This is a genomic window from Chitinophaga tropicalis, from assembly GCF_009758205.1.
Lineage (GTDB): Bacteria > Bacteroidota > Bacteroidia > Chitinophagales > Chitinophagaceae > Chitinophaga > Chitinophaga tropicalis.
On record NZ_WRXN01000004.1, the window covers coordinates 59,728 to 74,121 of the forward strand.

The window sequence follows — 14,394 nt, forward strand, 5'->3', positions numbered from 1 at the left end:
GCCTCTTTCAAGGCTGCGGCGGGACATTAAAATTCAATTTCAAACCAGATGCTGCTGCTTTCGTTAGTCTCTGTAACCGGTTCTCCTTTCAGCAGGTTGCCCTGTGCATCTTCCAGCTGGAGGTTGATCTTCCAATAACCTGTCATAGTAAGGCTGAGCGCTCCTTTGTAAACCCCGCCGGTATTGCTCTGAGTAAGGGCCTTATTATTGGGAGAAGTATGATTGTTCATTCCCGGCATACGGGGATCTATCTTTATCCTGAAGTTGTCTGCTACCGTAAAGGCCGACATGCTCTCCATTTTATAAAGCACTGCTGTCATGGTATTCACTGCTACTTTGGGAACAGCAGGTTCAATCATAGCAAGGATATATTTTACTCCGTCAGTACCGGTGAATACATTCAAGGTCCTTTTTTCAGATTGGCTGACGTTAATCCGGCCCTGAACTGAAAAGTTCTTTCCACCGATAGTGTAATTGATGGTCAGCTCCCAATATTCTGATTCATTTCCTGCCATCTGGAAAATAATATAACCGCTGTAAAGGGTCTGTGTGCCTAGTACACGGGTTATTGCAGAATATGGACAGGAATGGCTCATGCTCATCATATGCATTACGGGATTCCATTCCAGGGAAGCGTTATTGATATATGTACCTGCGTTATCTTTAATCCTTACAAAGATCTCATTATAGCCGTTATTCAGCTGTCCATTACTGTTATATATTTCTACTTTGTGATTATTATTTATCAGGATGGTTACAAGTTCCAGGTTAGCAGTTTCATTTACATTCTGTTTATCTGTATCGTCTTTGCTGCAGGAAATGGTAAAGAGGCTGATAGAAAATACAATAAAAAGGCTGAGTATGTTACGTTTCATTATTCAATAATCAGGGAAATAAGATTCCGTTTGGCTGCCATGTAAAGCAGTCATTAAGCGGTTTTCAATGCATTATATAAGGTCAGATTTGCCGGGGTGGGCGGAAGATGCCTTTGGGAAATAAGAAGTAATATTTGCCTGTATTGTAACTACAATACTCTTTGATTACGGTAAGAGGATATAAGGATAACCAGCTTAAAACTGATGGGAAATATGGTATAAACAGATCTGTCCCGGACTTTTCGGTCTCTGCTTCTTTCTGTCTCTCCTGTTCTTCTGCAGTTGCCAGCTGCTTCTTTAAATGACAACGCCCCTTACAGGTATTGTTGGGAAGATCTCTTTTAACACAGAGATGCCTGGCAATATATTCCTGTTTAAGTTCAAAATCTATGCAGATGAATATCCTGTTGAAATTCTGGAGGAGAATTCCGGTGATTATGAGTATGAGGATAGGATGCTTCATCTACAGTGTACTGGCTTACGGGCCCGAAATTAGAAAATACGCAGATGAAAAAAGCTGATAAAAAACAGGATTGTTGATGATCTTATTACTTAATGTCTATTCTGTACGCAGGCTTTTTATTGGATTCGTTGTTGCCGCCCGTAGCGCATTCAGACAAACTACCAGCAATGCTAACAGCAGAACCAGGACGCCAACGGCAAAAAATGTCCAGGCACTGATGTCAACCCGGTAACTGTATTTCTCCAGCCAATTCTGCATAAGCCACCAGGTAAGCGGTACGGCCAGAATGAAGGAGATAGCCACCAATCTCAGGAATTGTGCAGATATCATAAGGAGTACCTGGTTTACTGTAGCTCCTAACACCTTCCTGATACCGATCTCCCTGAATCGTTTCTCTACCGTAAAAGAGGCCAGGCCAGCCAATCCTATACAACAGATGAAAATAGCGAGTCCGGCGAAAATATTAGTTATCTTACTGATCAACTCTTCACCCAGGAATTTCCTGCCAAATTCATCATCTGCAAACTGGTAGCTGAAAGGATAAGCCGGGTTGTATTTTTTAAAAACCGATTCAATGAAGGGTAATGCTTTCTGCGGCAGGATCCCCTCTCCCAGCCTTAGGGATATGATACCTGTAGCGCGTGGATTATAAAAGGTCAGCATGGGATCGACCGGCTGATAAGGCGACTCCATAATGATATTCTCTGTGATTCCTATCACATTGTATTTTTCATCGCCAAAACGCATTTCCATACCTATAGGATTTTTTAATCCCATGGCTTCTACAGCTGCACGATTTAGCAGAACGGAGGAGGAATCTGCCGGCAATCCCACAAAATCGTGTCCTTCAAGCAATTTTATGCCCATCGTCTTCGTGAAATCCACATCTGTACGAATACCCGAAATAATAAGGGACATATCTGCCGGCTTACCATTCCAGTCAGGAGCGCCCGATTTCCACCAAACCTGTGTAATAGGTGAACTGGAGCGGGTAACCGCCTGTACTAAACGGCTCCTTATCAGCTCATCTTTAATGATATTAAAGTTTTTCTCCGTATCATCTGTACCAGGTATCATGAGTAAATTATCTGGTTTGTAACCCATATCGCGGTTCTTCACATATTGTATCTGCTGGTATACAATAATGGTAGCAGAGATCAGCAAAATAGAAATGACAAACTGCCCTACTACCAGCACGTGCCTGGGCAGTACTGTAGACCTGCCTGACAATACGCCCTTCATAACTTTCACGGGGTTGAAGGCTGAAAGGTACAATGCGGGATAGCTACCGGCAATTATCCCGGTGAAGAGTATAATGACAAGAGCTCCCAGCCAGAGATAGGGTTGTCCTATATCGAAAGTCAGTTCTTTGTTAACTAATGTATTAAACGAGGGCAATAAAAAAAGAACCAGCATGATTGACAGTAAAAAAGCGAAGCATACCAGGATGGTGGATTCACTGAAAAACTGGAATATAAGTTGTATTCTTCCACTGCCTAAAGCTTTACGGATACCTACTTCCTTTGAGCGCTGCTCAGATCTGGCGGTAGAAAGGTTCATGAAATTCACACAGGCAATCAGCAGAATTATTACAGCTATGACAGCAAACAGCCTTACATATTCAATCATACCGCCAACATTTTTCCCGTCTTTGAATTCTCCGTACAAGCGCCACCTGCTCATCGGAAATGTAAAATAAGTACTGATCTTATCGTTGGGATCATGTTGTTTTTTAACAGCGTTAATGGTTTTATCGACCTGCCGTATGTCTGCTCCAGGTATGGTCTGTACATAAACACGCCAACTTGATGAGCTCCAGTTATCCATCATTCGCCTGGTATCTTCTTCCGAATAATTGAAAGGCCGTACAAAGTCAAACCGTAAACTGGAATTACCGGGAGGATCTGCAACAATGCCTGTTACTTTCAGCGCCCTGTTTTCCTCTACAATCCTGATAGTCTGATTAATGGGATCTTTCTTTCCAAATATGGCTTTAGCTGTTGACTCGGTAAGCACAATTGAAGAGGGGTCCCGGATAGCTGTAGCTGCGCTGCCCTGTATAAATTTCCAGGAGAACATATCAAAAAAATGTTCGCTCACAGTCATCCCATTTTTTTGAAACAGGATGTCGTTACTGCGCATAGTTATGTCGTAATCCTGCGTGGTAACCACCGCATTTTTTACTTGCGGACTGGCTTTCTCCAATGCTGCGGCAAGCGGTAATACCATGTTATAATCGGTGAATACCCTGTTATTAAAATCACGGTTAGCAATAACGACGTAGGTCTGATCATAGTTTACCTGGAACTTGTCATAATTAACTTCATCCCGCGCCCAAAGCAGATAAAAGAGTGCACAGGTCATACCGATGGTGAGACCCAATATGTTTGTAAGAGCGAACCCTTTACTTCTGAGCAGACTGCGCCAGGCTGTTTTTATGTAGTTACTGATCATAACTCCGGGATTAGTTGTGTTTGATGCAAACAACAAATCTGCCAGAAGGGAAATGCCTGTGGATGAAGGGATGTCTTTTAATGTCTGTACGATTCCGGACATTGTATTGTACGATTCTGAACGGCTATAAACGCCTTCCCTCTTCGGCTTTAACAAATCAATATAAGAATTATCTCTCATGTCATAATCACCTATCTATAAAGTCACAAATACCCCCTAAAACTGATATAGAGAAGTGCTAGCTTTATATAAAATCCATATCAATATGCCAGATATCCGTCATAAACTTCTTATAGAAGTCCCGGTTGAGAAGGTATACGATGCCGTCACTACCCAGAAAGGGTTAGCTGGCTGGTGGACGCCTGAAACAAAAGCAGAACCGGAACAAGGCAGTATTGCCCGTTTTCAATTTGGCCCTACTTACTTCAAGGAGATGAAAATTGATGAACTGATACCCAACAAGCGGGTTAAATGGACCTGTATCACCGGCGCTGAGGAATGGCTTGGAAGTACTGTCTCTTTTGACCTTCAGCCCCATGATAAAGGGACGATATTATTCTTTCATCATGATGGCTGGAAGGACTATACCACAGAGTTTGCCACCTGTAGTTATCATTGGGCGCTCTTCCTGAGAAGTATGAAGTTATTGTGTGAAACCGGCAAAGGGTTACCGTACCCGGATCACGAAAAATAAGATTGATCTGATTAAAGTAATTTTACTGCTGCATTTATTTCCGGCAGTTTAAAGGGTTAGTGATAAAATGTGACATTTAAATTAACCCTTTAAACTGTTGAAGCAGATCAGAGCTATTACATGTTATTAGCTATTTCAAACTTCTGTAAAGCTTCCTGAAACACCGCTTCTTTTTTATACACTTCATTATATAGCTTTTCTTTATTTACACCCAGCCGGTAGAGGCTATCCTGTGCTTTAAGCTTGATTTCCCCGTCAGGTCCGAAGCTGATAGTTTGTTGCTCAATTTCTTTCCGGGAGTAAGCTTCCAGTTCTTTAACTGCAGTATAGTAGTCAACTGCAGCATTTTTTAATTGCTCACCTTGCTTTACACCTTCTGTTGATAATATCTGTATATCCCTGATGAGACTATCCAGTGCCCGCTCTTCTTCATCAGTAGCCAGAGCAGCCCCCTTGAAATCATTTTCAACCAGGCTGTAACGCCGCTTTTCTGCCGGGCCTTCCTTTCCTACAATAATAGCAAAGGCAGTACGCTCTTTTTGCACAATTGCTTCCTTGAATTTAATTGCTTTTTTGGGTTTACAGGAAGAAAAACCAACCAGTACCAACACTATAAGAAAAGTATGCTGTTTCATTTCCTTTGCATTTATGCCTTTCTAAATTTAATAAATATAGCATCATTACATATAGCTGTAGCTCCATTGTAGACGTCTGTCTTTATTTTTGTAGTCTCCGTGTAGTAGCCCGATGTCACTTTACCAGGTGAAAGAAAGCGTATTTTTGTGATCTACACCGGAAAAAATGAGCAGAAAATGAGATTACTTTTTATCTATCTGATCTTTATAATCAGTACTTCCCGGCTATTTGCCCAGGCTGCAGACAGCTTATACTATTTCAGCAATCCAACTGATTCATTGGTGGGTGTTAAAACCGGTAGCGGCAAAATCATTATACCTGCCCGTTACAGGGATTTTGGGCTGACTGATGGTTCTTCTTCTATAAAAGACGATATCATAATTATGATGGACTTCAATAAGAATGATTCTTCAGCTGCCTATAGCTATGGTGATGCTTTCAACAGGCAAGGCACCTTCCTCTATCATCCTTTGTTTTTTGACAACGGACCGGACTACTTTTCAGAGGAGCTAGCCCGTTGTGTAACGGACGGTAAAATCGGCTTTGTGAACCACCAGGGTGAAATCATGATTAAACCGCAATGGGGCTGGGCTACACCATTTAACTATGGTTATGCACTGGTAGGCACCGGTTCCTATTACTGGGACCTGACCAAGGATGAAGAACATCCTCCATTAAGGCCCCGGGGAGCGACTGAAGAGTTTTATATCAATACAAAGGGTGAAAGAGTAACGCCTACTGATAAGCCTTCTTCCGATAAGGATCAATTGGCAGATGGAAAATACCTTCCTTATCCCTTCCACTATTCCCGTCATGAACAGCAGCTTGTTGACAGTTTCAACCGAGTGGAAATGCTCAGCAAAATAGCTTTTGCAAACTATGCCAGTCCACTGAAAGGCAGGGAGGCCCGGCTTCAGTTTGAAATAACCGGAAGACCTTCTGCGGGGTTTCCCTATTACAGACTCTTAGCCTATGACTGGAACAATGGTTATGATCCACATGATGATATGACCTTCCTGGTAAATGAAAAGGGAGAATGGTTTCACATAGATTTTTTTGATGAGATAAAGCCTTATCGCATATGGCTAAAGGAAAAACTGGAAGCATGCAGGGACTTCCTCACAGAACATCCGGATATGCCTAACCGGTTTAATGTGGAGGAATATCTCACCAAAGATGGTAATCTTACCCCAAAGTCTTTATAAAATTATCCAGGCTGTCGTCTTTTCCAAGTCCCAGTTTTTGCTTGAGCCTGTACCTGGCCATCCTGATGCTTTTAGGTTCAATATTAAGGCGTGTTGAGATCTCTTTATTGGATAATCCCATCAGGATGTATGAACAGTACTTCATATCCAGTCTCGTAAGCGTATCTCCTGCATGCTGCTGCAGTTGTTCGAAGAAAGCGGTATGGACTTCCACGAAGTCTGTCTTATGGTCTTCATATTCTTCATCCAGTTGTTGCTGACGTTTGATAAGCCGTCTGATCTGTTCGTTGCCGATAGTTTCCTTGTCTGCCAGCATTTCCATCAGCTGATTTTTTTCTTCTTTCCGGAGCTGTTCTGCCAGTAGTTCCTTCTCCAGGCGTTCCTGTCTTTCCCTTAACAATAACTGTTCTGCCAGTAACTGGCTGGTTTCAGCCTCTTTTAGTTTCACTTTCAGAATGACCTCTTCTTTTTCTTTATCTATCAGTTCCTGCTTACGCATAGACGATTTTAGTCTGTAATTATAGGACACGAGCAGGAAAGAGAGTGCGGCCACTCCTGTTATACCGAGACTTATGTAAAGGAGGTTACGTTTTTCACGGAAAGCTGCTTCCTGTTCCAGCAGGGCTATTTTCTGTTCCTGCTGTGCTGTCCGGTACCGTGCGTCGATCTTCCGGGCATTGCTGATCTTTTCCTGGCTAAAAGCCTCTTCGTTGTTTGATACATAGCTTTTCAGATACGCCAATGCTTTCTTTGTATCATTTCTCTGCTCTGCTACCCTGGCCAGCGCACCATATATACGGGATTTGGTCAGCGGCATCGTGACCTGGGAGATGTCAGCCTCACTGAGGGCCGTCAGCAGGATCTGTTCAGCTTCTTCCGCGTTATTGTTTCGCAATGCATACTCGCTACGCATGCCGTAACAATTGATCAGTATTTCCATTTGCCGGGTTTCGGTGGCAATTCGTTCTGCAATATCCAGGTAGTGGAACACACTGTCTTTGAAGGATGCAGGATAATGCTGAAAGTAGATGTTGGCAATATTCAGGGCAACGGCTGCCGTGTTGCTTCTTATCAATATGCGGCCCCGTTCACGGTCACTGAGTAAGATCGATCTACTGTAATAGGATAAGGCCGAATCCAGCAGATAATGTTGCTCCCTGCTTAGCTTATACCGGTCATAGAAATACTGTCCCATAGTATAATATCCTGTATTCAATACATCCGGCTCTCCATTTCTCAGCGCATGGGCATAACTTTTTTTTGCGTAATCTGCCTGGCGGCTGGTATCTGTGCCATAGGAATAGATACTGGCAAGATAATGACAGGTAAGTGCAGCATATGCACTGCCGTCATTTGTCTTAAAAAACTCCAGCGCTTTCAGCAATTTGGAAACGGCAAGGTCATTTTCATTGTCTATCAGGTCTAACCATCCGTTCCTTAGCCAGACCATCCCTCTTGCCAGGGGATCTTTAGCCATTCTTTCGCAGATCAGCGCACTATCCAGGGCAGCATACGCTGCCGGTTTGTTCTTCTTTTGTACAAGCAGGTGTACCCTGGTAGCATAGAGCCATGCTTTTGCATCTGCACCGGGAGCGTCGGCTGCTGCATCAGTAAGCGAGAGCGCCTTGTCAATGTTGGTTTCAAAACAGGCCCTGGTCAGTTTGCACTTCGCCACTACTTTTTCGTAAGCAGACAAGTTGGCGTGGCCTAGCCTTTCCTCAAGAGAGTCTATATATCGTTGCTGTGTAAACGCAAAAAGGGGAAAGAAGGTCAATAGTGATATGGTAAAAGCATTACGTAACATTATTCCAAAAATATGGAAAAGAATCTGTTTTTTAAAAAGATCAGAATATCAACAAATTAATAATCAAATCATTAGGCCTTGCGGTAGACGCTTTGTAGACGTCTGATGCTGTTATTGGTATTATTATCTTTCCTTAAAAAATAATAAATCAACACTTTAAAATGTAACTTCGTTGCAATTTAAGAAATTAAGTTATGGCAAAGGAAACCGGTAAACCGGAGTTTTGGGAATCAGCCTTTATAGAAAAGCAGGAAATGTGGGGCTTCGCTCCGGCCAACTCGGCAATATTGACAAAGGATCTTTTCCTTCAAAAATCTGTGAAGACTATTCTTATTCCCGGAATTGGCTACGGCCGGAATGCGAAAATTTTCAGGGATAATGGTATGGCGGTAACCGGGATTGAGATATCTAAAACTGCCATTGAAATGGCGGAAAAACATTATGGAACAGATATCACTATCTACCATGGTTCTGTCACTGATATGCCTTTCGATAATAATCAATATGAGGGGATATTCTGTTATGCCTTAATTCATTTGCTGGACAGCAACGAAAGGGCAAAACTGATACAGGACTGTTATAATCAGTTGACGAATGGCGGTTATATGGTATTTAGTGTTATTTCAAAGGCAGCTTCTACCTATGGTAAAGGGAAATTGGTGGGTAAGGACCGGTATGAAATGTTTGGTGGTGTTAATATGTTCTTTTACGACAGAGAGTCTATTGACGCAGAGTTTAGTAACGCCGGATTATTTGAAGTCACAGACATTACTGAGAATTACCCGTTTTTCTTAATTAAATGCAGAAAATAACTTTACCACTCAAAATTAAATTAATGGTTAATCCTGTGCATTTTACATAACTTATAGCGCTAAAACGAACCCAACAGCATGATACACTTAGATGAGATCAGTGCCCGGGAGATCATACCCGGTTTTTCTGCAAAATTTATTCATACCCCTTCTATGACCTTGAGTTACTGGGATGTAAAAAAGGGAGCGGTGTTACCGAATCATAAGCATGTTCATGAGCAGGTAACACAGGTAGAAGAAGGCGAATTTGAACTGACGGTTGGCGGTCAGACGAAAGTATACACCAAAGGAATGGTTGCTATTATACCTTCATGGGTAGAACATAGTGGTGTAGCGCTTACGGATTGTAAGATATGTGATATTTTCACTCCTGTGAGAGAGGATTATAAGGCGATGGGATAAAAGATGTTATGTATGCTATCCGGATAGTTGACCATATAACATACACAACATCTTCATAGTATTGTAAAGCGTTCTTTATAGCCCCTGCTGACGTAAATTAAGTAGCCTGATACATAAAGGTATAAGCCCAATTGAAACTGCGATAAAAATTGCTACCCTGATGTAATTGAGTGTTTGCCAAAGAGATGTCTTATCTACCAAACCTTCTGCCAATGTCTGCGTCTCAGCTATTTTCTGAAAATTTATAATGTTAGGTGCGAAAAAGGTAAGTGTCCAGACCCTTACTGCAAAGTGAATGGCAAATAAAATGAGCAACCAGTTCCTGGCAAAGCCAATTTTCCAGCAAAATATGATAGCAAGTATGAATGTAATTTCATGTAATGAATGGAAGATTATCCAGAAAAATTTCAGGCTTGCTCCATGTCTATCCAATAACAGTTTGAAATTCACCGGCGGGGCGTCTGTCCATTTAGGAACAAATACAAGGGTTTCAAATATCTGCGCCCCGTTCATCAGAAAATAGATCAATGTTGTGATGTATAGCCATAACTCGGCCCTGGTAAGGTAACTAGTTGTTATATTATCCATTTTAATCATTTTACTCTTTTATCGTTTTCGTTTTATTTTAAATTAATAAACATCTGTTCCGATGCAAAAATAGGGGTAAAATTGGTTTTAACAAGTTATTCCTTCTTTTTTCGCTACATTTACCTCGAATTCGATGTAAATTATGAGTGAACTTGTGAAACTAATCTCTGCCTGGGAAGAATACGCTCAGAAGAATACGGCAGTTTCTGCAACGGAATTTTGCATGTATTTTTTAGCAAAAGAAAGTAATAGTCAGTTGTTTAGCGGGCTTACTCCTCCTGACCTGAATACTGTATTTACAAAGCTGATTGGAAGGCTGGCAGGTATGCAGACGGCTTATTCAAAAATGGCTTTGCAGGATATACCGGGGTTTGAACTGGAGTGGTTCTACTTTCTAAGCTCCATCTACCATTTAAAAGAAGTAAAGAAAACACAGATCATACAATACAACTTCACAGAGCAAACTACCGGGATTGATATTCTTAACAGATTGAAAAGCCTGGGATATATAGCAGAGAGAAGTGACCCGGACGATAAGAGGGCGAAACTTGTCAGTATAACAGAAGCAGGGGAAAAAATCCTGTTCAGATTATACCAGCTTTTATACAAACCTACGCTGTTGATGTATAATGATATAGATCATAAAGACAAACAAGTTGTTATTAACATCCTTAAGGACACAGAACATAAACACCAGGAATTATTATCAAATTCCAGGAATAAATCTATAGATGATCTGCTTTTAGAGGTATTGGGAGAGGAAAAGATTGTCCAGATAGAACTAGAACAGAAAAATAGAATTGCTAAGTTTTCGGAGTCAAAACATCACAAGGATAATTCTTAAGATGGGAGGATCTGAGAGTGATAATTTATAAGTAAAATAAGAAGATGTATAACCTGAAAGAACTGCTCAAAAAGTAGGGTTTTGCCGAATGAAGGCAAAACCCTATTTTTTGAGAGAAGGCCGGTCTGCGGCCAGCCGGAGATAAAGGGAAAACCTTTTTTTAGAGGAAAGTTTAACCCGTCTACAGCTATTCTATTTTGACGTTAAATATAAATGTGACCTGGGCTTTTTTCCCTGTCTCATATTCATAAACCAGCGCCTGCCGGATGGTATATTTATCTCCAACAGCACTGTGCCCCGGATACTGCCCTATAGAGAAAACATGCGCGGAAGCATCATATTCGGAGAATACACGGGCATTGGTCCCCCAGCTTATGACATTTCCCTGTGCATCGAACCAATGACCATAACCATTTGCAGTTGTGGTGGCATTCAATGTTCCATTACTTTCAACAGCATAGAATTTAATTGAGCTGCCCATCAGTTCTGTGATCTTAGCAGGTTGCAGTACAAAAGCGGTAGCCAATTTTGCCTGATCGACGGAGACTGATTTTCCTGTGTAAGCATTCAGATCCAGGGGAAAGCTAACGTCAAAGACAAAACTGGTATCCTTAGGCGTTAAATTTCCATCCAGGTTAATGTAACCTAACAGATTAGTACGACTGAATTTTACCTTATATGGCCATTGCTCATCATTGCTCTCATTATCATCCCAGGCATGAGGGGAATAGGTTGCAGGAGCACCAGTTACGACGAACCATAATTTGCTGCAACCGGCAGGTACGGTGAATGAGGCAGTTCCTGATGTACCTTTAGACATACTACTATATACCCTTGTGCCATTTTCAAGTAAGGCTACGTAACCATAACGCCATCCCGCCTTAGCTGCATCGACCTGGTTGTAGCCTGCTGCATTGGGAAGCCCTGTAAAAGCAGCTGATATCTGGGTCCCTCCTGCCGGAACGTTTAAAGGAAGAACGTTATAGCCGGTTGTGCCCGGGCAATGATCGTAAGCTACCTGGAAACTGCCGTCTGACAGTTGGTTCATTTTATAAGTATGTTTGCCGATATAATCTTTGCCGTTCTGCCTGATGGCATCCATATCAAAAGTCGTTAACCTGGCAGCTGCATCATAAATCTCGTCGTTGAACTGCTCTGTTGTTATACCGTTCAGCCGCATATATGCCTGGGCAGGATCTTCCGGTTGCCTCGCTCCTCTCCAGAGTTTACCGATCATATCGATACCACGCTTATGGGTCCAGTAATAGTGTATGAAATAATTGGCATAACGGGGTAATTCATGAATGATATGACGATGGTAATTCTTTACATACTCCCCAAAATAATAGGATGTAAATGCTTCTTTTGGATAGCTCTGAAAGGACTGCCACTGTGCTGTTTGCTCCCAGAAGCCGTTACCGCCATTTCCACCGAAACCATACCGAAAACCGGCGCCATTTTTCAGATCGCAGTAGACCTGGTACTGGAAGCTATGTCCTATCTCATGGGCAATGGTAGATCCTACAGGCTGACATGTATTCGGGCTCACCCAAAGCGCCCCGATAACATCATCATAACCGGAGCCTGTAGCCAGCCATTGGTCCTGGTAGTACAGGAAGATCATCAGTTTATATTTGTCCAGGTTGGATTTTCCTGTGCCCACTTCCGCAAACTTGAGCTCTGTTACATTATGCTCGTAGAATGATTCGGCCTTAGCCAGCAGATCATCAATATTTACACGGTATGCAGCGGGAATGCTTGTAGATCCCGGGTCATAGTGCTGGTATTTTTTATCCCAGAAAACAATAAAGTGAGTTGACTGCCGGCTACGTTTGTAGCTCCAGGTGCTTGTGCTGTCATTGTAATCCATACTACCAAATTCATTCGGCTTGTAAATGGACAAAGCCTGCACTTCCAATTTCTTAGGTGCGCCGGAATCTTTAACCAGTGCATCTTTTTTACATGAAGTACAGAATAAAAAGAGGCAGGATAGCACAGCTAACAAACCATTACAGAGGAAACCATGCCCTCTCCGGTTGATAAAAACGAGGTTAGTTTTCATAAACATTAAATTGATAAGGGTTTTATATTAAATACTACAGTACGATCTTCCAGGTTTTTCCGGGGGATAACGATCCATTATTCACTATACATCCAGACAGATGTAACTACAGGTCTGTATTAATTAAATGTCACAACAACACTTGATAGGCATAAAAGTAAGAATATAAGGATATATCTGTCAGCCATTATTTTAACGCTTATCAACTATATCTTAACACTTTTCTGATAAAACGAAGAGGTAGTTTTTATGGTTCGATTGAATTTAAGAATGTTCTGGCAACAGCAGCAAAGCGTTCCGGTTGGTCCAGATGGAGGCTGTGGCCAGCGTCGGTGATCTGTTCAACCTGCAATCCAGGATTAAGATGTTGTAGTTCTTCAGCAACGGCAGGTGAGACCACGCCTTTATCACTGTTGCCTCCGGTCCTGGTATAGTGTATATTAATATTGTTTGTTTTGCAGATTGCTGTATTCCAGTGGGTCATTTATTGTTTTTTCCGGGTGTAAAATTCATGGTAAAGTTAATAGTTATGCAGAACTGTCATTTTTTCCATACCGCGATTTGTCCTATTATTACCTTGATCCTGTCATACATCTCCAGGAGGTAATTCGTTCCTTTGTAAGAAAATAAATTACTACGGAATAATGGGTAAAATAAGCCAAATCCCTATCCGCACTCTGGAGGAAAGAGGAAAGTCTACTTTTGAGATAAGCAGGATAGAACCTTGCGTTAGAGATTTTAGTATTTATCTTTCAAACATCAAGCACCGGGACGACTATTTTGCATTTATTTACCTGGAATCCGGGAAATGTACTATCACAGTAGACTTTCAAGCTATTACTTTAACACCCAGTTCTATTTTTTGCATTCAACCCGGACAGGTACATTCCGGCAATTTTACGCCTACTATTTCTGCGTGGATACTATTGGCAACAGCAGAATGGATTCCGGCAGAATTTCGCAATTTGCTGATGAACACAACTATTTTAAGCCGGCCTGTAGGCATAAGTACCGATACAGACGTGTTATTGTTCCGGGATGCCCTTCGTCTTCTTCAGACGTTTGAAGACCGAAATGATTTTTTGACAGAACAAGCAATCAGGTCAATGTTTGACGTCTGTCTCCAGCTGTTTATACAACTATTTCAACAGGCTACAGGCAATAGCTGCCAAAGTAATTTAAGACCGGTATTGATCACCCGACAGTTTAAAAGTTTATTATTCTCCAATTTCAGGCATATGAAAAGCCCTTCAGAATATGCATCCATCTTAAATATTACTCCTGCTTATCTTAACGAAGTTGTAAAAGGAACAACCGGATTTCCAGTTAGCCATTGGATACACCAGGAAATTATTTTAGAAGCCAGAAGGTCTCTTTTTTATACCAATACCACGGTAAAAGAAATCGCTTACGCATTAGGATATTCAGATCCTGCATACTTTATAAGACTGTTTAAGAGGGTTACGGGTATTTCACCTTTACAGTTCCGTCAAAAGTACCTCAAATAGTCCTGTTATTCCCCCTATCCTACCATTGTTTACCCTTCCGGTTCCTG

Annotated in this window: 13 protein-coding genes; 6 read left to right on the forward strand and 7 right to left on the reverse strand. The window is 41.7% G+C overall.

The genetic code is table 11. From position 1 onward, the window contains the following. Positions 1 to 26: 26 nt before the first annotated feature. From GO493_RS10795 to GO493_RS10805, 3 genes are all read right to left on the reverse strand, one after another. Positions 27 to 875, reverse strand: a complete 849-nt coding sequence (locus GO493_RS10795) for a FixH family protein (protein ID WP_157306176.1) — start codon at positions 873 to 875, stop codon at positions 27 to 29. A gap of 82 nt (positions 876 to 957) precedes the next feature. Next, positions 958 to 1,338, reverse strand: coding sequence for a hypothetical protein (locus GO493_RS10800; protein WP_157306177.1), 381 nt, complete (start codon positions 1,336 to 1,338; stop codon positions 958 to 960). Positions 1,339 to 1,434: 96 nt separating this feature from the next. After that, positions 1,435 to 3,894 (reverse strand): ABC transporter permease, encoded by a 2,460-nt coding sequence (locus tag GO493_RS10805; RefSeq protein ID WP_232538812.1) that lies wholly within the window; start codon positions 3,892 to 3,894, stop codon positions 1,435 to 1,437. 163 nt (positions 3,895 to 4,057) lie between these two features. On the opposite strand from GO493_RS10805, the gene GO493_RS10810 reads away from it, so the two are divergent. Next, a complete protein-coding gene (locus tag GO493_RS10810; protein ID WP_157306179.1) occupies positions 4,058 to 4,486 on the forward strand; it encodes an SRPBCC family protein in 429 nt (142 codons plus the stop codon). Positions 4,487 to 4,602: 116 nt separating this feature from the next. Here GO493_RS10810 and GO493_RS10815 read toward each other — a convergent pair whose 3' ends face one another. Continuing rightward, positions 4,603 to 5,121 (reverse strand): hypothetical protein, encoded by a 519-nt coding sequence (locus tag GO493_RS10815; protein WP_157306180.1) that lies wholly within the window; start codon positions 5,119 to 5,121, stop codon positions 4,603 to 4,605. Between the two features lie 177 nt (positions 5,122 to 5,298). Between GO493_RS10815 and GO493_RS10820 the strand changes: the two genes are divergently transcribed. Continuing rightward, the gene (locus tag GO493_RS10820) at positions 5,299 to 6,327 is read left to right on the forward strand and encodes a WG repeat-containing protein (RefSeq protein WP_157306181.1); all 1,029 of its coding nucleotides are present in this window, start codon (positions 5,299 to 5,301) and stop codon (positions 6,325 to 6,327) included. Here GO493_RS10820 and GO493_RS10825 read toward each other — a convergent pair. After that, positions 6,308 to 8,131 carry a LuxR C-terminal-related transcriptional regulator gene (locus tag GO493_RS10825; RefSeq protein WP_157306182.1) on the reverse strand — a complete coding sequence of 608 codons (1,824 nt, stop codon included), beginning with the start codon at positions 8,129 to 8,131 and terminating at the stop codon, positions 6,308 to 6,310. The genes GO493_RS10820 and GO493_RS10825 overlap by 20 nt on opposite strands. Positions 8,132 to 8,325: 194 nt before the next feature. Between GO493_RS10825 and GO493_RS10830 the strand changes: the two genes are divergently transcribed. From GO493_RS10830 to GO493_RS10840, 3 genes are all read left to right on the forward strand, one after another. Beyond that, a complete protein-coding gene (locus tag GO493_RS10830) occupies positions 8,326 to 8,943 on the forward strand; it encodes a class I SAM-dependent methyltransferase (RefSeq protein WP_157306183.1) in 618 nt (205 codons plus the stop codon). Positions 8,944 to 9,021: 78 nt separating this feature from the next. Then, on the forward strand, positions 9,022 to 9,345 hold the full coding sequence (locus GO493_RS10835) for a cupin domain-containing protein (protein WP_157306184.1): 324 nt from the start codon (positions 9,022 to 9,024) through the stop codon (positions 9,343 to 9,345). A gap of 730 nt (positions 9,346 to 10,075) precedes the next feature. Next, complete coding sequence (locus GO493_RS10840; RefSeq protein ID WP_157306185.1) at positions 10,076 to 10,777, forward strand: MarR family winged helix-turn-helix transcriptional regulator; 702 nt, start codon at positions 10,076 to 10,078, stop codon at positions 10,775 to 10,777. Between the two features lie 187 nt (positions 10,778 to 10,964). Here the strand turns inward: GO493_RS10840 and GO493_RS10845 are convergent, their stop codons facing one another. Together GO493_RS10845 and GO493_RS10850 are read right to left on the reverse strand one after the other, a co-directional pair. After that, complete coding sequence (locus tag GO493_RS10845; RefSeq protein ID WP_157306186.1) at positions 10,965 to 12,839, reverse strand: DUF4859 domain-containing protein; 1,875 nt, start codon at positions 12,837 to 12,839, stop codon at positions 10,965 to 10,967. A gap of 247 nt (positions 12,840 to 13,086) precedes the next feature. Beyond that, positions 13,087 to 13,323 (reverse strand): alpha/beta fold hydrolase, encoded by a 237-nt coding sequence (locus tag GO493_RS10850; RefSeq protein ID WP_157306187.1) that lies wholly within the window; start codon positions 13,321 to 13,323, stop codon positions 13,087 to 13,089. A 160-nt stretch (positions 13,324 to 13,483) separates the two neighbouring features. On the opposite strand from GO493_RS10850, the gene GO493_RS10855 reads away from it, so the two are divergent. Continuing rightward, complete coding sequence (locus GO493_RS10855; protein WP_157306188.1) at positions 13,484 to 14,347, forward strand: helix-turn-helix domain-containing protein; 864 nt, start codon at positions 13,484 to 13,486, stop codon at positions 14,345 to 14,347. Positions 14,348 to 14,394 lie beyond the last annotated feature (47 nt).

Coding starts and splice junctions, on each gene's coding strand:
- GO493_RS10840 (WP_157306185.1), top strand. CDS start 10,076: ATGAGTGAACTTGTGAAACTAATCTCTGCCTGGGAAGAATACGCTCAG.
- GO493_RS10855 (WP_157306188.1), top strand. CDS start 13,484: ATGGGTAAAATAAGCCAAATCCCTATCCGCACTCTGGAGGAAAGAGGA.
- GO493_RS10845 (WP_157306186.1), bottom strand. CDS start 12,839: ATGAAAACTAACCTCGTTTTTATCAACCGGAGAGGGCATGGTTTCCTC.
- GO493_RS10810 (WP_157306179.1), top strand. CDS start 4,058: ATGCCAGATATCCGTCATAAACTTCTTATAGAAGTCCCGGTTGAGAAG.
- GO493_RS10800 (WP_157306177.1), bottom strand. CDS start 1,338: ATGAAGCATCCTATCCTCATACTCATAATCACCGGAATTCTCCTCCAG.
- GO493_RS10850 (WP_157306187.1), bottom strand. CDS start 13,323: ATGACCCACTGGAATACAGCAATCTGCAAAACAAACAATATTAATATA.
- GO493_RS10815 (WP_157306180.1), bottom strand. CDS start 5,121: ATGAAACAGCATACTTTTCTTATAGTGTTGGTACTGGTTGGTTTTTCT.
- GO493_RS10835 (WP_157306184.1), top strand. CDS start 9,022: ATGATACACTTAGATGAGATCAGTGCCCGGGAGATCATACCCGGTTTT.
- GO493_RS10830 (WP_157306183.1), top strand. CDS start 8,326: ATGGCAAAGGAAACCGGTAAACCGGAGTTTTGGGAATCAGCCTTTATA.
- GO493_RS10795 (WP_157306176.1), bottom strand. CDS start 875: ATGAAACGTAACATACTCAGCCTTTTTATTGTATTTTCTATCAGCCTC.
- GO493_RS10805 (WP_232538812.1), bottom strand. CDS start 3,894: ATGTCCGGAATCGTACAGACATTAAAAGACATCCCTTCATCCACAGGC.
- GO493_RS10825 (WP_157306182.1), bottom strand. CDS start 8,131: ATGTTACGTAATGCTTTTACCATATCACTATTGACCTTCTTTCCCCTT.
- GO493_RS10820 (WP_157306181.1), top strand. CDS start 5,299: ATGAGATTACTTTTTATCTATCTGATCTTTATAATCAGTACTTCCCGG.